Raw genomic sequence first — 22,193 nt, 5'->3', positions numbered from 1 at the left:
CAGATGGCAAACAAACAATTCGACGTCATCGTCATCGGCGGCGGCCCCGGCGGCTACATCGCCGCGATCCGCGCCGCGCAACTCGGCTTCAACGTCGCGTGTATCGACGAGTGGAAGAACGGCAAGGGCGGCCCGGCACCGGGCGGTACCTGCACCAACGTCGGCTGCATTCCGTCGAAGGCGCTGCTGCAATCGTCGGAGCACTTCGAGCAGGCCGGCCACCACTTTGCCGACCACGGCATCAAGGTCGAGGGGCTGGGGCTGGACATCGACAAGATGCTGGCCCGCAAGGACCAGGTCGTGAAGCAGAACAACGACGGCATCCTCTACCTGTTCAAGAAGAACAAGATCACCTTCTTCCATGGCCGTGGCTCGTTCGTGAAGACCGACGCAACTGGCTATGAGATCAAGGTGGCGGGCGCCGCCGAAGAGTCGATCAGCGGCAAGCACGTCATCCTGGCCACGGGCTCCAATGCCCGCGCATTGCCCGGCACGCCGTTCGACGAGGAGAACATCCTCTCGAACGACGGCGCGCTGCGCATCGGTGCGGTGCCGAAGAAGCTGGGCCTGATCGGCTCGGGCGTCATCGGCCTGGAAATGGGTTCGGTGTGGCGCCGCCTCGGCGCCGAGGTCACGGTGCTCGAAGCGCTGCCAACCTTCCTCGGCGCGGTCGACGAGCAGATTGCCAAGGAAGCCAAAAAGGCTTTCGACAAGCAAAAGCTCAAGATCGAACTCGGCGTCAAGGTCGGCGAGATCAAGTCGTCGAAAAAGGGCGTGAGCGTGGCGTGGACCAATGCCAAGGGCGAAGCGCAGACCCTCGAGGTCGACAAGCTGATCGTCTCGATTGGCCGCGTGCCCAACACCATCGGCCTGAACGCCGAAGCGGTGGGCCTCAAGCTCGATGAGCGCGGTGCCATTGCCGTGGACGACGACTGCAAGACCAGCCTGCCCAACGTCTGGGCCATCGGCGACGTGGTTCGCGGCCCGATGCTCGCGCACAAGGCCGAGGAAGAGGGCGTTGCGGTGGCGGAGCGCATTGCGGGCCAGCACGGCCACGTCAACTTCAACACCGTGCCGTGGGTGATCTACACCAGCCCCGAGATCGCTTGGGTCGGCCAGACCGAGCAGCAGCTCAAGGCCGCGGGCCGCGCCTACAAGGCCGGCACCTTCCCGTTCCTTGCGAACGGCCGCGCACGCGCGCTGGGCGACACGACCGGCATGGTCAAGTTCCTGGCCGATGCGGCAACGGACGAAATCCTCGGCGTGCACATCGTGGGCCCGCAGGCCAGCGAGCTGATCTCCGAAGCCGTGGTGGCGATGGAGTTCAAGGCCAGCGCCGAAGACATCGCGCGCATCTGCCATGCGCACCCGTCGCTGTCGGAAGCCACCAAGGAAGCGGCACTTGCCGTGGACAAGCGCACGTTGAACTTCTGATCCTTTGACCAGCGTTAAAGAGGCCTATGAGGCGGAACTCGCTGTGCGCGGGTTCCAGAGCGATCCCGCGCAGCTGCGTGCCGTGGAGGCGCTGGATCGCTGCGCGCGGGAGTGGGGCGACTACAAGTCCCAGCGCTCCAATGCGCTGAAGAAGTTCATCAACCGGCCCGAGCTGCCGCGCGGCGTCTACATGCATGGTGGCGTCGGGCGGGGCAAGAGCTTCCTGATGGACTTGTTCTTCAACGCGGTGCCGCTCAGGCGCAAGACGCGCCTGCACTTTCACGAGTTCATGCGCGAGGTGCACCGCGAGTTGCGCGAGCTGCAGGGCACGGTCAATCCGCTCGACGAGCTGGGGCTGCGGATCTCCAAGCGCTACAAGCTGATCTGCTTCGACGAGTTCCACGTGGCGGACATCACCGACGCAATGATTCTTCATCGCTTGCTGGTGGCGCTGTTCGAGAACGGCGTGGGCTTTGTCACCACGTCCAATTTCAAGCCCGACGACCTGTATCCCGGCGGGCTGCACCGAGACCGCATCCTGCCTGCGATCGCGCTCCTGAACGAGAAGCTCGAAGTGCTCAGCGTGGACAACGGCACCGACTACCGGCGCCGCACGCTCGAGCAGTTGCGCATGTACCTGACGCCGAACGATGCAGGGGCTGAAAGGGAAATGCGCAAGGCTTTCGAAAAGCTGGCCGAAACGGCCGACGAGAGCCCGATCCTGCACATCGAGGCGCGCGAAATCCGCGCACGGCGCAAGGCCGGCGGCGTGGTCTGGTTCGACTTCAAGACGCTCTGCGGCGGGCCGCGTTCGCAGAACGACTATCTGGAGATCGCCAGCCAGTTCCACACCGTTCTGTTGTCCGACGTGCCGCACATGCCGGTGCGCATGGCCTCTGAAGCACGCCGTTTCACCTGGCTGGTCGACGTCTTGTACGACCGGCGCGTGAAGCTCATCATGTCGGCCGAGGTGCCGCCGGAGGCGTTGTACACCGAGGGGCCGCTTGCGCACGAGTTCCCGCGCACGGTTTCCAGGCTCACAGAAATGCAATCGAGCGAGTTTCTTTCGCTCGAACGTCGGATCGTCGACACTCGACTGACATGAAAAATATCGTTCTCGCCGTGCTGATGACATTGGGCAGCCTGCCATCGTGGGCGCAGTCCACCGCGGCCGCGGGCAATGCCAACTTCGACGCCGAACGCAGCAGGCTGACGGCCGAACGCGCAGCCATCGACGCGCGCTTCGAAAAGGAGCGCGCCGCCTGCTACCAGAAGTTTGCGGTCGAAGATTGCCTGCGCGAGAGCCGCAGCCGCCGTCGCGCCGAGACCGATCACATCAAGCGGCAGGAAACCGCCATCAACGACATCGAGCGCCAGCGGCGCGGCGCGGCCGAGCTCGAGAAGCTTGATCAGAAGGCCGCCACGCGGCGCCCGCAGGATACGCCCCAGAAGCAGGACGAGTCTCGCCAGGCCCAGAAAGATCGCGAGCAGCGCGCCGCCGACCATGCGGCCAGCCGGGCGGCCACCGCGGCCGAGGCGGACGAACGCCGGCGCCAGCTGGAGGAAAAGCAGAAAGCGCACGCCGACACCCAGGCCAAGGCCGCGCAGAAGCGCACCGAAGCGCCTGCGGCCGTCGAACGCTTCGAGAGCAAACAGCAAAAAGCGGCCGAGCACCGCGCCAGCCGCGAGCGGCAGAACGCCGAGCGCACCAAGCCGCGCGGTGCACCCTTGCCTCCGGCATCGCCAGCGTCGGCACCCGCCCGCTGACGCTCGTTGAGCCCCGGCAGAGGGGCTCCTGCGCCGTTCAGGCTTCTGCCGGCAGCGGCTCGAACTTCACTACTGCAATGGAAATGTTGTCGCCCGTGCCGCGGGCGCGGCGGCGCGCTTCGCCCACCAGGATTTCCACCGCGTCGCGCGGCGGCTCTGCGTACAGGACGCTGGCCAGCTCCTCGGGGTTGAAGTAGTGCCAGAGCCCGTCGCTGCAGGCCATCAGCAGGTCGCCGGGCTGCATCATCGGAATGTAGTGGGGCTCGACGGGGGGCGGCATCGTGGTCATGCCGAGGCAGCCGAGCAGGATGTTGCCCTTGGGGTGGACGTTGGCCTCGGCTTCGGTGATTTCGCCACGGTCAATGAGCACCTGCACATAGGAGTGGTCGCGCGTGCGCGTGACGAGCTGGCCATCGCGGAAGTGATAGATGCGGGAGTCGCCGGCATGAATCCAGGCGCAGTCGCCCTTGGGGTTCATCAGGAAGGCCGCCAGCGTGCTGTGCGGTTCCTGCTCGCTCGACAGTGCCGTGAGCTTGATGACCGTGTGCGCATCTTCCAGCAGCTGCTGCAGCACCGCAGTGGAACTGTCGCGCTCGGGGCTGTAGCGGGAGAACAGCTGGCGCGCCGTCATCAGCACCTGGTCGGAGGCCTTGCGCCCGCCGCTGCGGCCGCCCATGCCGTCTGCAATGACGCAGAGCATGCAGCCGGGCATGCGCGGATGGCTCATCATCAGGACCTGGTCCTGCTGGTAGGGGCGATCTCCCTTGTGGAGTCCGGTGGCGGCGGCAAGTCGAAAGCCTTGGGTCATGAGCGCAAATGCGCCAGCGGCGCGCTTTCTATCTTCTCGGGAGGTCGAACCAGGACGTATTATCGAGTGAACACGAGCTGCGGCGGAATACGTCGCATCGCCACCGTTGGACTCCAATCTCCATTCCCTTTCCCGCCAATTGATCGAGCTGCGCATCGAGCATGCCGACCTCGACGCCACCATCGACCGCCTGGCCGAGGCTTCGCCGCAAGACGAACTGCTGCTGCGGCGCTTGAAAAAACGCCGACTTGCGCTGCGCGACCAGATCGCGCGGCTCGAGAACGTGCTCGATCCAAGAGAACCCGCGTGACCGAAACACTCGAGGACAAGGTGCGCGACGCCTTCGCGCAGGGAGGCGTCCTGTCCCGCGCGGCCGAGCAGTTCCGCGAACGCGGGGGACAAACCGAAATGGCGCTGGCCGTCGCCCGCACCATCGAAGAGGGAGGCGTGCTGGTGGTCGAGGCCGGAACAGGCGTCGGCAAGACCTTTTCGTACCTCGTGCCAGCCTTGCTGAGCGGCGAGCGCGTGCTGTTGTCCACCGCCACCAAGACCCTGCAGGACCAATTGTTCGGCCGCGACCTGCCGCGCCTGGTCGAGGCGCTCGAACTGCCGGTTCGAACGGCGCTGCTCAAGGGCCGTGCGAGCTATCTGTGCCTGCACCGGCTCGACCTGGCTCGCCACGATGCCTCGCTGCCCGAGCGGGGCAGCCTGCGAACGCTCGCCAAGATCGAGCAATGGTCCAAAGCCACCCGGACCGGCGACCTGGCCGAGCTGCCGGGGCTTGACGAGCGCTCGCCGCTCATTCCCCTCATCACTTCCACGCGCGAGAACTGCCTTGGCGCGCAATGCCCGCAGTTCAAGCCCTGCCACGTCAATCTGGCGCGGCGCGAGGCGCTCGCGGCCGACGTGGTGGTCATCAATCACCATCTGTTCTTCGCGGACCTCGCGGTGCGCGAGACCGGCATGGCGGAGCTGCTGCCCACGGTGAGCGTGGTGGTATTCGACGAGGCCCACCAGCTCAACGAGACCGGCGTGCAGTTTCTTGGGGCGCAGCTAGGCAGCGGGCAGGCGCTCGATTTCGCGCGCGATCTGCTCGGCGCGGGCTTGCAGCATGCGCGCGGGCTGGTCGATTGGCAGCAACTGGTGGCGGGCGTCGAGCGTGCTGCGCGCGAGCTGCGCCTTGCGGTCGGCAAGCAGTGGCCCGGGACCAAGCTGCGCTGGGTCGGCCCGGCGCCTGAAGGCATCGACCCGAACCTCTGGCAGGGTGCGCTCGATGCCCTGCAGCATGCCTTTGAGCTAGCAGCGGAAGGGCTCGACACCGTCAGCGAGATCTCTCCGGATTTCGTGCGCCTGCACGAGCGGGCGCAGCAACTCGCCAAGCGTGCGGCGCGTTTCGCGCTGCCCTGCGAGGTGGAGTCCGTGCGCTGGGTCGACGTGGGTACGCAGCTGCGCCTGGTCGAATCGCCGCTCGACATCGCCGAGGCCATGCGCACGCGCGTGCTCAAGATCGATCGGGACAATCGAAATGCTTACGGCGAAGAGGAAGACAGCCGCGCGGCGCCGGAAGACAGCGGCCGCGCCTGGGTCTTCACCTCCGCCACGCTGGGCGACGAACCCACGCTGCGCTGGTTCACCGAGCCGTGCGGCCTGGGCGATGCCGAGGTGCTGCGGGTGCAGAGCCCGTTCGACTATGCAGCGCAGGCCGGGCTCTACGTGCCGCGCGTGTTTCCAAAACCCAACGATGCCGCGCACAGCGTGCGCGTGGCACAACTGGCGGCGCGCGGCGCTGCCGAACTGGGTGGCCGCACGCTGGTGCTGACGACCACGCTGCGTGCCTTGCGCGCCATCGGCGACGAGATGAAGCAGCAGTTCGAACGGCTCGAAGCCGACGTGCGGCCCGAGGTGCTGGTCCAGGGCGAATTGCCCAAGCGCGTGCTCATGGACCGCTTCCGCGAAGGCGCGGACGCGGGGCGTGTCGGCTGCGTGCTGGTCGCATCCGCATCGTTCTGGGAAGGCTTCGATGCGCCGGGCGATGCGCTGCAGCTGGTGGTGATCGACAAGCTGCCGTTTCCTCCGCCCAACGACCCTTTGGTGGAGGCGCGCTCGCAGCGCCTCGAAGCTCAGGGGCGCAGTTCGTTCAGCGACTATTCGCTGCCCGAGGCGGCCGTGGCGCTGAAGCAAGGGGCAGGGCGGCTGATTCGCCGCGAAACGGACTGCGGGGTGCTTGCGATCTGCGACACCCGCCTGGTTGCCATGGGCTACGGCCGGCGGCTGCTGGCCGCGCTGCCACCGATGCGGCGGCTGGAGAGCGAAGCGGATTTCGAGGCGGCCATCGCCGAACTGAAGAATTCGCTGTCGGCCTGAAGAAGAAGGCCGCGGGGTCGTCGCAAGCGCGCCTGACCAGATCGAGAAGACGAAGAAAAAGAAAAAGCCCCGAAGGGCTTCTTTTTACCGGATCACCAGACCTTCCACCACGGATCGTCCTTGCCCTTGAAGCCGCGGGCCAGGTACTCGCTCTGCGGGTAGTTGGTGGTCAGCACGCGCTGGGCGTCGTCTCGCAGGTCCTTCATGCCGAGCGCATCGTAGGAGCGGACGATGATGTACAGGGCCTCTTCGAGCGCGGGCACTTCGCGATAGTCGGAAAGCGCAAGCTGCGCCCGATTGATGGCTGCGAGGTAGGCGCCGCGCGAGTAGTAGTAGCGCGCCACGTGCACTTCGTACTGGGCGAGCGAGTTCACGATGTAGTTCATGCGCTGGCGCGCGTCGGGCGTGTAGCGCGAATCGGGGAAGCGCGTTGCCAGCTCCTTGAACGATTCGAACGATTCCTTGGCGGCCTTCTGGTCGCGTTCGGACAGGTCCTGGCGCGTCAGGAAGGCGAACATGCCCAGGTCGTCGTTGAAGTTGATCACGCCCTTGAGGTAGAGCGCGTAATCGAGCGCCGGACTGGCCGGGTGCAGCTTCAGGAAGCGATCGATGGTGGCAATGGCATTGGCCTTTTCGCCCGACTTGTACTGGGCGTAGGCCTTTTCGAGCTGGGCTTGCTGCGCGAGCGGCGTGCCTGCGGCGCGGCCTTCGAGCTTCTCGTACAGCGGCACGGCCTTGTCGTAGGCGCCGGAACCGGCTTCGTCCTTGGCTTCCGCGTAGATGCGGTTGGGGCTCCAGTTCGCCGTCTTGTCGACGCTGGTGGAAGAGCAGCCGGCTGCAAGCAGCGCTACCGCGCTGAGCGCGATCCAGGCGGGGACCGATAATTTGGCGCGAAACATCACATACGGCTTTCGTGAAACAGTTGCCCTCAATTATATCGACCGACCCCCTGGACATTGCCCCTGACACGGCCGAGGTCGATGAGGGCGCTGACCCGGTCGAGCCCAGCGAACTGCGGCCCTTCGTCATAGGGGAGGCGGAACATGGCCTGCGGCTGGACCGCGCGCTGGCTGCGCTGGTGCCGGAATTTTCTCGCAACTATCTGCAACAGCTGATCGAAGCCGCCGCCGTGGAACTGCAAGGGCGCACGGTGCAGAAGGCTTCCGCCACCGTTCGCGCCGGCCAGGCCGGGCGCATCGAGTTGCGCCCGACGCCCCAGAGCCAGGCCTTCCGGCCCGAGGCCATGGACATCGTCACGGTGCACGAGGACGAGCACCTGCGCATCGTCGACAAGCCGGCCGGCCTTGTCGTGCACCCGGCTCCGGGGCATTGGAGCGGCACGCTGCTGAACGGCCTGCTGGCGCTCGATCCAAAAGCTTCGCTGCTGCCGCGCGCAGGCATCGTGCACCGGCTCGACCGCGACACCAGCGGGCTGATGGTCGTGGCGCGTACCCGCGCCGCCATGGATGCCATGGTGGCGCTGATCGCGGCGCGCGAGGTCAAGCGGCAATACCTCGCCATCGGCCACAAACCCTGGACAGGAGCCGCGGCCCGGCAGGTGGACGCACCCATCGGCCGCGATCCGCGCAACCGTTTGCGCATGGCCGTGGTCGATCTGGAGCGCCACGCGGGCAAGACGGCGCGCACGCTCATCGAGCGGCTGGACAGCAATGCCCAGGGCTGCGCCGTGCGGTGCACCCTCGAAACCGGCCGGACCCACCAGATCCGCGTGCACATGGCGTCGATCGGGCATCCGCTGGTTGGCGACGCCCTCTACGGAGGGGCGCCGGCCGCGGGTCTGGAGCGGCAGGCGCTGCATGCCTTCAGGCTTGCGTTCGTGCATCCCGTCACGCAGGCGCCGATGGAGTTCCGCTCTCTTCCGCCCGCCGATCTCGTTCATGCGTTGCAGGCCTGGGGGCTGGATTACAATCGCGCCTGACGGCCCGAGGGCCGCGCCGGCCACCCCGATGCCGGCCTTGCGTTGCACTCGCCGCGTGCCGGCAGCGCCTTCTTCCATCCTTCTGAACAAGCGTCCCTGAGACGCCTTTTCCCGGATAACGCGAACCATGAATACGGCGGATGCCAAGCGCATTCTCGAAACCGCCTTGATCTGTTCGAGCCAGCCGCTGCCAGTGCGCGAGATGCGCGTGCTGTTCGACGACGAGCTGGGTGCGGACACCATCAAGGTGCTGTTGCTTGAACTGCAGGAAGACTGGGCGCAACGCGGCCTGGAGCTGGTGAACGTCGCCAGCGGCTGGCGCTTTCAGAGCCGGCCCGAGATGCGCGACCACCTCGATCGCCTGCATCCCGAGAAGCCGCCGCGCTATACGCGCGCCGCCCTCGAAACGCTGGCCATCATTGCCTACCGCCAGCCGGTCACGCGCGGCGACATGGAAGACATTCGCGGCGTCACCATCAACTCGCTCATCCTGAAGCAGCTCGAAGACCGCGGCTGGGTCGAGGTGATCGGCCACCGCGAAACCGTCGGCCGGCCCGCGCTTTATGCCACCACGCGCCAGTTTCTCGACGACCTCGGCCTGGGATCCCTCGACCAGCTGCCGCTGATCGAGACGCCGGCGCAGCAGGCGGCGCTCGTCGATGCGCTCGACCAGGCCTCGGGCAACCAGCCGGGGCTGCCAATGGACGTTTCCGGTGACTCCGATGCCGATGCTTCCGCCATGACGCAAGCGGAGCTGGAAGCAGACACCGAACTTGCCTTGCCGTCCGCCGAAGCCCCCGAAGCGGCCGAGGCCGTCGAAGCCGTTGAAGCTGCCGCTGCGCAATTCGCCGAGGATGCGGCTTCCACTGAAGAGCCCGCAGAAATCCCGGCCGTCCCGGAAGTCGAGCTTCCCGCTGAACTCGAATCCGAAGTCCCGTCGCCCGACGAGGCCGATCCCCACGCTGTTTCCCCCGGAAAAAACCAATGAGCTCCTCCGACATCGACGACGCGGCCATCGTGCCGGTCCCGCCCGAAGCCGAGAAAAACGAAGCGGGGACGACGGAAGCGTCCGGCCAGTCTTCGGTCGCTGGCGCGGATGTCCAATCCACGGCGGCCGGCGAGGGCGAAGCTCCCAAGAAACGGCGCCCGCGCCGGAAGAAGGCCGCAGAGCAGGCCGTCGAAGGCGACGCCGCAGCACCCGCGGCTGCCGAGGTTTCCGAGCCTGTGACGGATGCGGCCCCGGCCGCTGCTCCGGTCTCCGAGGCTCCAGTCGAGGTTGCGGCTACCGCCGCAGATGCAGAGCGCCCGGAGCGTCGCGTCGAAGAACCTGCCCGCGGCAGCGCCCATGACGACGACGAAGAAGAGGAAGAAGAGCCCGACGAGGAAGAGGACGACCTCGACCGCGCACGCCGGGCCGCCGAGCGCGAGCAGCGCAATGCGCCGCCGCCGGAGCCCATCCGTTTCGCGGACGTCATCTCTGGCCAGTTCGATGCCGACGAAGAGAGCCCCGAGGTCCCGCCGCTCAAGCGGGTGCTGCTGCCCGAAGCCGATTCGCCCAAGCTGCACAAGGTGCTGGCGCAAGCGGGCCTGGGCTCGCGTCTCGAGATGGAGCAGCTGATTCTTCAGGGCCGCATCTCGGTCAACAACGAGCCGGCCCACATCGGCCAGCGCATCCAGTACGGCGACCAGGTCAAGATCAACGGCAAGCCGATCCGCTACCGCATTGCGCCGCCTCCGCCGCGCGTCATCGCATACCACAAGCCTGTCGGCGAAGTCGTGACGCATGACGACCCGCAGAACCGCCCCACGGTATTCCGCAAGCTGCCGCGTCTTCAGCAGGGCAAGTGGCAATCGGTCGGCCGACTTGACCTGAACACCGAAGGCCTGCTGCTGTTCAGCAGCTCCGGCGACCTGGCCAACCAGTTGATGCACCCCCGCTTCGGCCTGGAGCGCGAATACGCGGTGCGCGTGCTGGGCGCGCTCGATGCCGAGGAGAAAAAGCGCCTGCTCGAAGGCGTTCGGCTCGATGACGGCATGGCCCAGTTCGGCACCATCGAAGAGGGCGGCGGCGAGGGCTCCAACCACTGGTACCGCGTCACCATCTCCGAAGGCCGCAACCGCGAAGTGCGGCGCCTGTTCGAATCGGTGGGCCACGCGGTCAGCCGCCTGATCCGCATCCGCTACGGTGCCATGGTGCTGCCGCGCGGCCTGAAGCGTGGCGCCTGGATGGAGCTGGACGAACGCGACATCAACGCGCTGTTCCAGGCGTCGGGCGGCGGCGCACCGCGTCCCCCGCAGCAGCAACAACGCGGCCCGGGCGGACAAGACGGCGCGGGCGGCGGCCGGAACGGCCGCAACAAGAAGCGGCGCGGCAATCGCAATGCCGGTGGCGGCCAGCCGCCGCGCGATGAGGGCCGCGACGCACCCATACCGAATCCGCTGGGCGACGGCCGGCCGCCGCGCGGCGAGCGCGGAGGGCGCGCCAACCGGGGCGGCGGTGGCGGTGGTGGTAATGCAGGCATGCCGCCGCAAGGACGCCGTGGCAACAACAACAACAGCAGCAACCGCGGCAACCGCCAGGGCGACGAACGTCCGCCAAGTGGCGCGAACCAACCCGATCCGATGAAGACCTCGCTCGGTTACATCGGTGCCGACAGCTTTTCACGCCAGCGCAAGGAACAGCGCCAGGGACCGGGGCGCCGCGGCGGCGGCCCGTCGGGCGGCGGTTTCGGCGGCGGTGGCGGCGGTGGCGGCGGGCCGGGCGGAAATCGGCGCCGCGGACGCTGAAAGCCAGCAGTTCAGCGCAGCCTTTCGCGGGGTTTTCACCAATCCCGGGGGCTGCGCCGGTTAAAATCAGAGGCTTTGTCGACGTACGACGCAACAAATTCGTTGCAGTTGTGACAAAACACTTCAAAATCAAAGCTCAGGAAGCACTTCAATGGCTATCGAACGTACCCTCTCCATCATCAAGCCCGACGCCGTCGCCAAGAACGTCATCGGCAAGATCGTTTCCCGCTTCGAAGCTGCCGGCCTCAAGATCGTCGCCGCCAAGCTGGTGCATCTGTCGCGCAACGAAGCCGAGCAGTTCTACTCGGTCCACAAAGAGCGTCCTTTCTTCAAGGACCTGGTCGAGTTCATGATCTCCGGCCCCGTGTTCGTGCAAGTGCTCGAAGGCGAGAACGCCATCGCCAAGAACCGCGACCTGATGGGCGCCACCGACCCCAAGAAGGCGGCCCCTGGCACCATTCGCGCCGACTTTGCCGACAGCATCGACGCCAACGCCGTGCACGGTTCGGACGCTGCTGAAACCGCAGCGAACGAAGTGGCCTTCTTCTTCGCCGGCCTCAACGTCTACGCGCGCTGAAGCCGTATCCCGGCTGATTTCATGACCACGGCCAACCTGCTCGAATTCGATCTCGAGGGGCTGGCTGCGTTCTGCGAAAAGCTCGGCGAGAAGCGGTTCCGCGCCACGCAGCTGTTCCGCTGGATCCACCAGCGTGGCGCCAGCGACTTCGCCCAGATGACCGATCTGGCCAAGTCGCTGCGCGAAAAGCTCGCCACCACCGCTCGCGTGGAGGCCCTTTCTGTCCTCACGCAGCACGAATCCAAGGACGGCACGATCAAGTGGCTGTTCGACGTCGGCGACGGCAATGCCGTCGAAGCCGTATTCATTCCCGAAGACGACCGCGGCACGCTGTGCGTGTCGTCTCAAGCCGGCTGCGCGGTGGGTTGCCGTTTTTGCTCCACGGGGCATCAGGGCTTCAGCCGCAACCTGAGCACGGGCGAAATCGTCGCCCAGCTGTGGTTTGCGGAGCATTTCCTGCGCAAGCACCTGAAGCGCAGCGAACGTGTCATCTCCAACGTCGTGATGATGGGCATGGGCGAGCCGCTGCAGAATTACACCGCTCTGGTGCCCGCGCTGCGCACCATGCTGGACGACAACGCCTACGGGCTCTCGCGTCGCCGCGTCACGGTGTCGACCTCCGGCGTGGTGCCGATGATCGACCGCCTGGGTACTGACTGCGCCGTGGCCTTGGCGGTGTCGCTGCATGCGCCCAACGACGCGTTGCGCGACGACCTCGTGCCGCTCAACCGCAAGTATCCGATCGCCGAATTGATCGAGGCCTGCAAGCGCTATCTGGCGCATGCGCCGCGCGACTTCATCACCTTCGAGTACTGCATGCTCGACGGCGTCAACGACCAGCCCGAGCACGCGCGGCAGCTGGTGGAACTCGTCCGCGCCCATGGCATCTCGTGCAAGTTCAACCTGATTCCATTCAACCCGTTTCCGGCCTCGGGCCTCCTGCGTTCGCCGCAGCCGCGCGTGCTGGCATTCGCCAGGACGCTGAGCGAGGCGGGCCTGGTGACCACCGTGCGCAAGACGCGCGGCGACGACATCGATGCCGCTTGCGGACAGCTGGCCGGCGATGTCAAGGACCGTACCCGCGCGGCCGAACGCATGGCCCAGCGCCGCGTCGTTTCGGAGCGCCCTGTTGTTTTGCATCCGGTTCGCAAGACCGTCCCCCAGGAGCATTGACCCAATGAGCATGGCCTTTCCGATGGCAACCGCGAGCGCACAGCGGCTGCTGGCCGCAAGCGTTGCCGGTGTCGCCGTGGCGTTTCTGCTCGCAGGCTGCGTCAATACGCGCACCACCACCACCAGTCTGGCCGATACCAGTTCCGGCAAGGGCACCGAGATCGTCACCGAATCGGACGAGTCCAGCCGGCAACGCCGCGCCCGGCTGCGCATGGAGCTGGCCTCGGGCTATTTCGAGCATGGCCAGAACACCGTGGCGCTCGACGAGATCAAGCAGGCACTGGCCGCCGACCCCAACAACGCCGACGCCTACAACCTGCGCGGCCTCGTCTACATGCGGCTCGAGGACGCCGGCATGGCCGAAGACAGTTTCCGCCGCGCCACTGCCATCAGCCCGCGCGATCCCAACGTGCGGCACAACTATGGCTGGCTGCTGTGCCAGCAGAACCGCTTTGGCGATGCGGCGCAGCAGTTCACAGCTGCCCTTGCGGTGCCGAGCTACACGGACCGGGCCAAGACGCTCATGACGCAGGGTGTCTGCCAACTCAGGGCCGGCCAGCGTCCGGAGGCGGAGCGAAGCCTCATGCAGGCCTACGAGATCGACGCCGGCAATCCGGTGATCGGGCTCAACCTGGCTTCGTTGCTGGCGCAGCGCGAGGAATGGCAGCGTGCGCAGTTCTACATCCGACGCGTCAACAACAGTCCTTCGGCCAATGCCGAAACGCTCTGGCTTGGCGTCAAGATCGAACGACGGCTCAACAACCGCGAAGCTGTGGCGCAGTTGGGAGGGCAACTGCAACGGCGCTTCCCGCAATCCCGGGAGGCAATAGCGTACGAGCGCGGGAATTTCAATGACTGAACGGGTTTCGGAGTTCGGCACTTCCGCGGCACTGCCGCTCGAGGAAGGCGACATCACGCACAAGACGGCCGGCGAGATACTTCGCGAAGCACGCGAGGCGCACGGACTGCACATCGAAATGGTGGCTGCGGCGCTGAAGGTGCCGCCGCAAAAACTCATGGCGCTCGAGGCCGACGACATCGGCTCGCTGCCGGACCCGGTCTTTGCCCGGGCACTGGCAAGCAGCGTGTGCCGCGCCTTGCGCATCGATCCCGCTCCCGTGCTGGCAAAGCTGCCGGGGGCGCAGCGCGCGCCGCTGGCAACGGCCGACCGCACGCTCAAGGGCGACATCGTTTCAGGCACGCCGCGCTGGAGCGGTGGCCGCTCCAGTGGACTTCCGTCGCGTCCGTTGTTGATGGTGGTGGCGCTGCTTCTGCTTGGCGCGGCCGTGTTGTTCTGGCTGCCGCAATCGGTCTTCGACCAGGTTGGCGCCGCCGTGTCGCGCTGGACCACGCGCAGCGAGGGCGATGCAAGCTCGGTGGCCGGGGCGCCCACAGCCGCACCGGCGCCAGGCGCGCCGGGCGTCGTCGTCGAAAACGCACCGGTCACGCCCGTGGCCCCTGCAACGCCTGCGACTTCTGCAACAGCTGCCGCACCGGCGGCTAGCACTGCCCCCTCGGCGGTCTTGCCCGCGGCCGGCACCAGCGCCGTCGCCGCGTCGGCAGTGCCCATGTCGGCCACCGCAACCGCTGCAGGGGGCAACCAGCCGCTTGTCTTCGTCGCGCGCGAAGAATGCTGGATCACGGTCACGGAAGCCGGTGGCAAGCAGCTGCTGCGCCGCAGCCTGAAGGCCGGCGAAACCGTCGGTTTGTCGGGCGCGCTGCCGCTGTCGGTGGTGGTGGGCCGGGCATCGGCGGTCGATGTGCAGGTGCGCGGAAAGCCCTACGATCTGAAGCCTGTCACGCGCGGCGGCGGCGTGGCGCGTTTCGAGGTGACATCGTGACCGACTGCACTCCGCAACCTATCGAATCGGCGGCGCCCAAGGCGCGCCGCTCGCGCCAGGCCCAGGTGGTCTGGGGCGCGCGCACCGTCACGGTCGGCGGCGACGCACCGGTGCGGGTGCAGTCCATGACCAACACCGACACGGTCGATGCCATCGGCACGGCCATCCAGGTGAAGGAGCTCGCCACTGCGGGTTCGGAGATGGTGCGCATCACCGTCAACACGCCCGAAGCCGCGGCCCAGGTGCCCTACATCCGCGAGCAGCTCGACCGCATGGGCATCGACGTGCCGCTGATCGGCGACTTCCATTACAACGGCCACCGCCTGCTCACCGACTATCCGGCCTGTGCCGAGGCGCTCAGCAAGTACCGCATCAATCCCGGCAACGTGGGCAAGGGCGACAAGCGCGACCGCCAGTTCGGCCAGATGATCGATGCGGCCATGCGCTGGAACAAGCCCGTTCGCATCGGCGTCAATTGGGGCAGCCTCGACCAGGAACTGCTTGCCAGCCTGATGGACATCAACAGCCAGCGTGCCGAACCCTGGGACGCCAAGCAGGTGATGTACGAGGCGCTGATCACCTCGGCCATCGAATCCGCCAAGTTGGCCGAGTCGATGGGCATGGACGGCAACCAGGTCATCCTGTCGTGCAAGGTGAGCGGCGTGCAAGACCTGATCTCGGTCTACCGCGAGCTTGCCAAACGCTGCGACTATCCGCTGCACCTCGGCCTCACCGAGGCCGGCATGGGCACCAAGGGCACGGTGGCTTCGGCCACGGCGCTTTCGATCCTGCTGCAAGAGGGTATCGGCGACACCATCCGCGTGTCGCTCACGCCGCAGCCGGGCGAGTCGCGCACGCAAGAGGTGCTGATCGCCAACGAAATTCTGCAGGCGCTGGGCCTGCGCGTGTTCGTGCCGAGCGTCACGGCCTGCCCGGGCTGCGGCCGCACCACGAGCACCACTTTCCAGGAACTCGCCAAGCAGATCGACGACTACCTGCGCATGCAGATGCCGGTCTGGCGCAAAAAATATCCAGGCGTCGAGACAATGAAGGTGGCCGTCATGGGCTGCATCGTCAACGGCCCCGGCGAGAGCAAGCATGCCGACATCGGCATCAGCCTGCCCGGCACCGGCGAGGCACCCGCCGCGCCGGTCTTCATCGACGGCGAAAAGGCCCTCACGCTGCGCGGCGACAATATCGCCAACGAGTTTCACCAGCTCGTCGAAAACTACATCGAAAAGCGCTTTGGCGGCGAACACGCTGCCCTGGCCTGAACCTCCGCAGACTCATGGCTGAAAAACTGAATGCCGTCAAAGGCATGAACGACATATTGCCGCCCGAATCGGCGCGCTGGGAGTGGCTCGAGGCCACCGTGCGCGACCTGATGGGCCGCTTTGCGTATCGCAACGTGCGCACGCCCATCCTGGAGCACACGGCGCTGTTCGTGCGCGGCATCGGCGAGGTGACCGACATCGTCGAGAAGGAGATGTACTCCTTCCAGGACCGCTCCGACAAATACGGCGACAACGACCACCTGACGCTGCGGCCCGAGAACACCGCCGGCCTCGTGCGCGCGGTGATCGAGCACAACATGCTGTACGACGGCGGCAAGCGCCTCTGGTACACCGGCCCGATGTTCCGGCGCGAGAAGCCGCAGCGCGGGCGCTTTCGCCAGTTTCACCAGATCGGCGCCGAGGCGCTCGGCTTTGCCGGCCCCGACGTCGATGCCGAACTGATCCTGCTGGCCAACGCCCTGTGGAAGGCCATCGGGCTGACCGACGTTCGCCTGGAGCTCAACAGCCTGGGGCAGCCCGCCGAGCGCGCGCTGCACCGCGCCCAGCTCATTGCCCACTTCGAGAAGCACGCCGACAAGCTCGACGAGGACGGCAAGCGCCGCCTGCACAGCAATCCGCTGCGCATTCTCGACACCAAGAATCCGGCAATGAAGGAGGTGGTCGAGTCCGCCCCCCGGCTGATCGACTTTCTGGGTGCCGAATCGCTGGCGCACTTCGATGGCCTCAGGGCCATCCTCGATGCCAACGGCGTGGCCTACACCATCAACCCGCGGCTGGTGCGCGGCCTCGACTACTACAACCTCAGCGTGTTCGAGTTCGTCACTGATCGCCTGGGCTCGCAGGGCACGGTGTGCGCCGGCGGCCGCTACGACGACCTCATTGCGCAGATCGGCGGCAAGCCGGCACCGGCGGTGGGATGGGCCATTGGCGTCGAGCGCGTGCTCGACCTGATGAAAGAGCAGGGCGCCGCCATTGCCGCGCCAGTGCCCGACGTCTATGCCGTGGTGCCCGATGCGGCGGCCATGCCGGTCGTGCTGCGCACTCTGCAGCAGTTGCGCGACGCCGGGGTCCGCGTGCAGATGCATGCCGCCACGGTCGACGGCATGGGAAGCTTCAAGTCCCAGTTCAAGAAGGCCGACGCCAGCGGCGCCACCTACGCGCTGATTTTCGGCGCCGATGAACTTGCGCGCGGCGAAGTGACTCTCAAGTCGCTGCGCGACGGCAGCGGCGCGCAAACCTCCCGGCCGCTCGCCGAAGTGGCCGCCTGGGCCGCCACCCTACAATCGCCGGCTCCCAACATCTGATACGCATGGCAACCCATCTCGATCTCGACGAACAGGAACAGCTCGACCAGCTCAAGCATTTCTGGAACACCTACGGCACCCTGATCACCTGGGTGGTGCTGCTCGTGGCCGGTGCCTTCGTGGCCTGGAACGGCTGGCAGTACTTCCAGCGCAACAAGGCGGCGCAGGCCGCTGCGCTCTACGACGAGGTCGAACGCAGCACGCAGTCCGGCGACGTGGAACGCATCCAGCGCGTGCTCGGCGACATGAAGGAGCGCTTTGCCGGCACGGCCTATGCGCAGCAAGCCGGTTTGCTGGCCGCCAAGACGCTGTACGAAAAGGGCAATCTCGAAGCCTCGCGCGCAGCCCTCGGCTGGGTGGCGCAAAGCGCCGTCGACCCCGGCTACCAGGCGGTTGCCAAGCTGCGGCTCGCGGCCGAGCTCTTGGACAGCAAGTCCTACGACGAAGCGCTCAAACAGCTTTCAGGCAACGTGCCCAAGGAATTCGAACCGCTGGTGGCCGACCGCAAGGGCGACATCTTGATGGCCCAGGGCAAGCGCGATGAAGCGCAGGCCGAATACCGCAAGGCGTGGACCGGCCTTGGCGCGACGTCCGATTACCGCCGCCTGGTGGAATTCAAGCTCAATGCGGCCGGCGTCGACCCGAAGAGCCTGGCACCCGTGATCACCGTCACGCCAGCAGCACCCAAAACTTCCTGATCGCAATATGAATTTCAAGCGTCTCATGCCTGAATCGACCGCCCTGCGTGCGGGCTCGGCCATTCTGCTGGCAGCAATGCTGGCCGCCTGCTCCGGCACCAGCAAGCCCAAGCCGGCCGAACTGCCTGCCAACCCTGCGTTGTTTGGCGTGCGCCAGGCATGGAGCGTGCGCATCCCGGCCGTGAGCTTCCCGCTTGCTACCGACGTCAGCGGCGACATCGTCACCTTGGCCGGGTCTGACGGCACCGTGGTCTCCATCGACGCCCGTGCCGGCCGCGAGACCTGGCGCGCCAATGCGGGCGCCACGTTGGCGGCGGGCGTTGGCAGCGACGGTTCGCTGGCCGCGGTAGTCACCACCAACAACGAACTGGTGGCCATCGAAGGCGGCAAGGTTTTGTGGAAGCAGCGGCTCTCGGCCCAAGCCTTCACCGCGCCGCTGGTGGCCGGCCGGCGCATCTTCGTGCAGACCGCCGACCGCAGCCTCAGCGCCTGGGACGGCCAGAGCGGCCGCCGCCTCTGGCTGCAGCAGCGTACCGCCGAGAACCTCGTTCTGAAGAAGTCGGGTGTCCTGGTTGCGGTGGGCGATACGCTGGTGTCGGGCATCGGCGGCCGGCTGGTCGGCATCAACCCCGCCAACGGCACCTCGCGCTGGGAAGCACCGATTGCGGCACCGCGCGGCACCAACGACGTGGAGCGCCTGGTCGATCTGACGGGCAGCGTGAGCCGTGCCGGCGACATAGTCTGCGCACGGGCCTACTACGCCAATGTCGGCTGCGTCGACACCGCGCGCGGCCAACTGCTCTGGAGCAAGCCCGCAGTGGGCGCCGAAGGCGTCAGCGGCGATGAAGGCTTCGTCTACGGCACCGAGAGCGACGGCAGCGTCGTGGCCTGGCGTCGTGCAGACGGCGAGCGCGCCTGGCAGTCGACCCGCTTCAAGAACCGCGTCCTGACCGGCCCTCTGGCCGTGGGACGTTCGCTGGTCATCGGCGAAAGTACGGGAACGCTGCATTTCGTTTCGCGCGAAGACGGCGCGCTCCTCAACCGCGTCACGCCCGACGGCTCTGCCATCGGCGTCACTCCGGTGATGGCTGGCAACACGGTTGTCGTTGTGACTGCGAACGGCGGTGTGTTTGGCTATCGCCCTGAATAACTTTTTCTTGCAAGGCCCGACCATGAAAACCGCGCCCATGAAAGGCCGGCCATGAAGCCGGTCGTGGCACTGGTCGGGCGTCCGAACGTCGGCAAGTCGACCCTGTTCAATCGCCTGACGCAGACGCGCGATGCCATCGTCGCCGACTTTGCCGGGCTCACGCGCGACCGCCATTACGGCAACGGCCGCCTGGGCAAGCACGAATTCATCGTGATCGACACCGGCGGCTTCGAGCCCGACGCCGGCAGCGGCATCTACAAGGAAATGGCCAAGCAGACGCGCCAGGCCGTGGCCGAGGCCGACGTGGTGATCTTCGTGGTCGATGCCCGCGAGGGCCTTTCGGCGCAAGACCACGACATTGCCAACGAACTGCGCCGGCTGGGCAAACCTTGCGTGTTGGCGGCCAACAAGGCCGAAGGCATGCACGACGGCACCAAGCTGGTCGACTTCTACGAACTCGGCTTCGGTGACGTGCACGGCGTGTCCGCCGCGCACGGGCAGGGCATGCGCGACCTGGTCGAACTGGCGCTCGCTCCGCTGAACTTGCCCGATCCCGAGGACGAGGACACAGAAGACGACGTCAACAAGCCGATCAAGCTGGCGGTAGCGGGGCGGCCCAACGTGGGCAAGTCCACGCTGATCAACACATGGCTCGGCGAAGAGCGCTTGGTGGCCTTCGACCTGCCGGGCACCACGCGCGACGCCATATCGGTGCCGTTCGAGCGCAATGGCCAGCGCTTCGAGCTGATCGACACGGCCGGCCTGCGCCGCAAGGGCAAGGTGTTCGAGGCGATCGAGAAGTTCTCGGTGGTCAAGACGCTGCAGGCCATCGAGTCGGCCAACGTCGTGCTGCTGCTGCTCGATGCCACGCAGGGCGTGACCGACCAGGACGCGCACATTGCCGGCTACATCCTCGAAAGCGGACGGGCGGTGGTGATTGCCATCAACAAGTGGGACGCGGTCGACAGCTACCAGCGCGAGCAGATCCAGCGCCAGATCGAAACCCGGCTGCCGTTCCTCAAGTTCGCGTCGCTGCACTTCATCTCGGCCATCAAGCGCCAGGGCCTCGGCCCCGTGTGGCAGGCCATTGCGCAGGCCCACAAGTCGGCCACGCGCAAGATGTCGACGCCCGTGCTGACCCGGCTGCTGCTGGAAGCCGTGCAGTTCCAGTCGCCCAAGCGCGCGGGAATGTTCCGTCCCAAGCTGCGCTACGCGCACCAGGGAGGCATGAATCCGCCGGTGATCATCATCCATGGCAATTCGCTGGAGCACGTGACCGAGGCCTACAAGCGCTTTCTCGAAGGGCGTTTCCGCAAGGAGTTCGATCTGGTGGGCACGCCCTTGCGCATCCAGTTCAAAAGCTCGCAAAATCCGTTTGCGGACAAAGACGAATAACGGGCTTGGCGGCCGTTGGCAGCCAATGAGCTACGGCTTGGCCGGAAGTTCCGCCTTTTGAGAACCGTTATTTTTCAAAGGCTTTTGGCCCCGATTGCTGCGGCGCAGAAACCCTGTGTTAAGGTCATCTCTCCAACAACTACTCTTGAACACGGAGAATATCGTGAGCAATAAAGGGCAACTTCTACAAGACCCGTTTCTGAATACCCTGCGTCGCGAGCATGTGCCAGTCTCCATTTATTTGGTGAACGGTATCAAGCTGCAGGGCCAGATCGAGTCTTTCGACCAGTACGTCGTATTGCTTCGCAATACGGTGACGCAAATGGTCTACAAGCACGCCATTTCCACTATCGTGCCGGGTCGTGCCGTCAACTTCTCGGCTGCCGAGAACGACGACGCCGCAGCCTGATCGCGCGGAGCGCGGCGGCAACCCCGCCGCGCTTTTTCCATATTGATCCCGCTTGTCTGAATTGAACTCCCGCCAGGAAGGCGCCGCCGTTCTCGTCGGCGTCGATTTCGGGCTGCCCCATTTCGACAGCGAACTCGAGGAACTCGGCCTGCTTGCGCAGACCGCGGGCCTGTTACCTGTCGCGCGCCTCATATGCAAACGCAAAGCGCCCGATGCGGCGCTCTTCGTTGGAAGCGGCAAGGCCGATGAAATCAAGGAACTGGCCGCGCTGCACCAAGCCAGCGAAGTCATCTTCGACCAGTCGCTGAGCCCCGCGCAGCAGCGCAATCTCGAGCGCCAGCTCGACGTGGCGGTCTACGACCGCACGTTTCTCATTCTCGAAATATTCGCGCAGCGTGCGCGTTCCCACGAGGGCAAGCTGCAGGTCGAGCTTGCCCGGTTGCAGTACCTGAGCACGCGCCTGGTTCGCCGCTGGTCCCACCTGGAGCGCCAGACAGGCGGCGCAGGCGTGCGGGGCGGCCCGGGTGAAAAGCAGATCGAGCTCGACCGCCGGATGATCAGCGAATCGATCAAGCGCACGCGCGAGCGCCTGGCCAAGGTGCAGAAGCAGCGCGGCACGCAGCGCCGCCAGCGCGAGCGCCGCGAGACCTTCAACATCTCGCTCGTCGGCTACACCAATGCGGGCAAGTCGTCGCTGTTCAATGCGCTGGTCAAGGCGCGCGCCTATGCGGCTGACCAGCTCTTTGCCACGCTCGACACCACCACGCGCAACCTCTATCTGGGCGACGCCCGCCGACAGGTCTCCATCTCGGACACCGTCGGCTTTATTCGCGACCTGCCGCACGGATTGGTCGATGCATTCAAGGCCACGCTGCAAGAGGCCGTCGATGCCGACTTGCTGCTGCACGTGGTGGATGCTTCCAACCCGCATTACCCGGAGCAGATGGCCGAAGTGCAATCCGTTCTTCACGACATCGGCGCCGACACTGTTCCGCAGCTTCTGGTGTTCAACAAGCTCGACGCTCTTGAAACTGCGCAGCATCCGCTGCATCTGCAGGACGATATGGAAATCGATGGCGTGCGGGTCCCGCGTATCTTCCTTAGCGCTCGCAGCGGCGAGGGCGTGCCCTTGCTGCGCGCCGAGCTGGCCCGCCGGTCGGGCTCCGTGGGCGATACGATGACCCCAGAGGCCGACACTGAATTGCACGATACCGCCAATTGATTGGGCACAATCCCGCCACTGACAAGAGAA

At 66.1% G+C, this 22,193-nt stretch carries 21 protein-coding genes; 19 read left to right on the top strand and 2 right to left on the bottom strand.

The window, feature by feature from the left end:
- The first annotated feature begins 3 nt into the window (after positions 1-3).
- From lpdA to BLR24_RS00345, 3 genes are read left to right on the top strand one after another with little or no spacing between them, the layout of a single operon-like run.
- Positions 4-1,434 carry a dihydrolipoyl dehydrogenase gene (lpdA, locus tag BLR24_RS00355; protein ID WP_093011032.1) on the top strand — a complete coding sequence of 477 codons (1,431 nt, stop codon included), beginning with the start codon at positions 4-6 and terminating at the stop codon, positions 1,432-1,434.
- Between the two features lie 4 nt (positions 1,435-1,438).
- The gene (gene zapE / locus BLR24_RS00350) at positions 1,439-2,539 is read left to right on the top strand and encodes a cell division protein ZapE (RefSeq protein ID WP_093011029.1); all 1,101 of its coding nucleotides are present in this window, start codon (positions 1,439-1,441) and stop codon (positions 2,537-2,539) included.
- Complete coding sequence (locus BLR24_RS00345) at positions 2,536-3,201, top strand: hypothetical protein (protein ID WP_093011026.1); 666 nt, start codon at positions 2,536-2,538, stop codon at positions 3,199-3,201. Before zapE ends, BLR24_RS00345 begins: the two co-directional genes overlap by 4 nt.
- A gap of 37 nt (positions 3,202-3,238) precedes the next feature.
- Here the strand turns inward: BLR24_RS00345 and BLR24_RS00340 are convergent, their stop codons facing one another.
- Positions 3,239-4,009, bottom strand: a complete 771-nt coding sequence (locus BLR24_RS00340; RefSeq protein WP_093011023.1) for a PP2C family protein-serine/threonine phosphatase — start codon at positions 4,007-4,009, stop codon at positions 3,239-3,241.
- 106 nt (positions 4,010-4,115) lie between these two features.
- Between BLR24_RS00340 and BLR24_RS00335 the strand changes: the two genes are divergently transcribed.
- Positions 4,116-4,319 carry a YdcH family protein gene (locus BLR24_RS00335; RefSeq protein WP_093011020.1) on the top strand — a complete coding sequence of 68 codons (204 nt, stop codon included), beginning with the start codon at positions 4,116-4,118 and terminating at the stop codon, positions 4,317-4,319.
- Complete coding sequence (locus BLR24_RS00330; RefSeq protein WP_093011017.1) at positions 4,316-6,373, top strand: DNA repair helicase YoaA; 2,058 nt, start codon at positions 4,316-4,318, stop codon at positions 6,371-6,373. The genes BLR24_RS00335 and BLR24_RS00330 overlap by 4 nt, the downstream gene beginning before the upstream one ends.
- A 92-nt stretch (positions 6,374-6,465) precedes the next feature.
- Here the strand turns inward: BLR24_RS00330 and BLR24_RS00325 are convergent, their stop codons facing one another.
- The gene (locus tag BLR24_RS00325) at positions 6,466-7,272 is read right to left on the bottom strand and encodes an outer membrane protein assembly factor BamD (RefSeq protein WP_093011014.1); all 807 of its coding nucleotides are present in this window, start codon (positions 7,270-7,272) and stop codon (positions 6,466-6,468) included.
- A 56-nt stretch (positions 7,273-7,328) separates the two neighbouring features.
- Here BLR24_RS00325 and BLR24_RS00320 point away from each other — a divergent pair, with 56 nt between their 5' ends.
- From BLR24_RS00320 to hflX, 14 genes are all read left to right on the top strand, one after another.
- A complete protein-coding gene (locus BLR24_RS00320) occupies positions 7,329-8,312 on the top strand; it encodes an RluA family pseudouridine synthase (RefSeq protein ID WP_093012658.1) in 984 nt (327 codons plus the stop codon).
- Between the two features lie 127 nt (positions 8,313-8,439).
- On the top strand, positions 8,440-9,300 hold the full coding sequence (gene scpB / locus BLR24_RS00315; RefSeq protein ID WP_093011011.1) for an SMC-Scp complex subunit ScpB: 861 nt from the start codon (positions 8,440-8,442) through the stop codon (positions 9,298-9,300).
- Positions 9,297-11,099, top strand: a complete 1,803-nt coding sequence (locus BLR24_RS00310) for a pseudouridine synthase (RefSeq protein ID WP_093011008.1) — start codon at positions 9,297-9,299, stop codon at positions 11,097-11,099. The genes scpB and BLR24_RS00310 overlap by 4 nt, the downstream gene beginning before the upstream one ends.
- Positions 11,100-11,250: 151 nt before the next feature.
- Positions 11,251-11,676, top strand: coding sequence for a nucleoside-diphosphate kinase (gene ndk, locus BLR24_RS00305; RefSeq protein WP_093011005.1), 426 nt, complete (start codon positions 11,251-11,253; stop codon positions 11,674-11,676).
- 21 nt (positions 11,677-11,697) lie between these two features.
- A complete protein-coding gene (gene rlmN, locus BLR24_RS00300) occupies positions 11,698-12,849 on the top strand; it encodes a dual-specificity RNA methyltransferase RlmN (protein WP_093011002.1) in 1,152 nt (383 codons plus the stop codon).
- 4 nt (positions 12,850-12,853) lie between these two features.
- The gene (gene pilW, locus BLR24_RS00295; protein ID WP_093010999.1) at positions 12,854-13,708 is read left to right on the top strand and encodes a type IV pilus biogenesis/stability protein PilW; all 855 of its coding nucleotides are present in this window, start codon (positions 12,854-12,856) and stop codon (positions 13,706-13,708) included.
- Positions 13,701-14,690, top strand: coding sequence for a helix-turn-helix domain-containing protein (locus BLR24_RS00290; protein WP_093010996.1), 990 nt, complete (start codon positions 13,701-13,703; stop codon positions 14,688-14,690). The genes pilW and BLR24_RS00290 overlap by 8 nt, the downstream gene beginning before the upstream one ends.
- Positions 14,687-15,964: a flavodoxin-dependent (E)-4-hydroxy-3-methylbut-2-enyl-diphosphate synthase gene (gene ispG, locus BLR24_RS00285; RefSeq protein WP_093010993.1), complete on the top strand. Its 1,278-nt coding sequence runs from the start codon at positions 14,687-14,689 to the stop codon at positions 15,962-15,964. Before BLR24_RS00290 ends, ispG begins: the two co-directional genes overlap by 4 nt.
- 14 nt (positions 15,965-15,978) lie before the next feature.
- Positions 15,979-17,289: a histidine--tRNA ligase gene (gene hisS / locus BLR24_RS00280; RefSeq protein WP_093010990.1), complete on the top strand. Its 1,311-nt coding sequence runs from the start codon at positions 15,979-15,981 to the stop codon at positions 17,287-17,289.
- 5 nt (positions 17,290-17,294) lie between these two features.
- Entirely contained in the window at positions 17,295-17,987 is a 693-nt protein-coding gene (locus tag BLR24_RS00275; RefSeq protein ID WP_093010987.1) for a YfgM family protein, read from the top strand.
- 7 nt (positions 17,988-17,994) lie between these two features.
- Positions 17,995-19,137: an outer membrane protein assembly factor BamB gene (gene bamB, locus BLR24_RS00270; protein ID WP_093010984.1), complete on the top strand. Its 1,143-nt coding sequence runs from the start codon at positions 17,995-17,997 to the stop codon at positions 19,135-19,137.
- 51 nt (positions 19,138-19,188) lie between these two features.
- Positions 19,189-20,532, top strand: coding sequence for a ribosome biogenesis GTPase Der (gene der, locus BLR24_RS00265; protein WP_093010981.1), 1,344 nt, complete (start codon positions 19,189-19,191; stop codon positions 20,530-20,532).
- Positions 20,533-20,695: 163 nt separating this feature from the next.
- Complete coding sequence (gene hfq, locus BLR24_RS00260) at positions 20,696-20,941, top strand: RNA chaperone Hfq (protein ID WP_012747311.1); 246 nt, start codon at positions 20,696-20,698, stop codon at positions 20,939-20,941.
- A gap of 52 nt (positions 20,942-20,993) precedes the next feature.
- Entirely contained in the window at positions 20,994-22,163 is a 1,170-nt protein-coding gene (gene hflX / locus BLR24_RS00255) for a GTPase HflX (RefSeq protein ID WP_093010978.1), read from the top strand.
- The last annotated feature ends 30 nt before the right edge of the window (positions 22,164-22,193 follow it).

This window comes from Variovorax sp. OV700 (assembly GCF_900099805.1).
GTDB lineage: Bacteria > Pseudomonadota > Gammaproteobacteria > Burkholderiales > Burkholderiaceae_C > Variovorax.
This window is presented reverse-complemented; position numbering and strand designations above follow the sequence as displayed.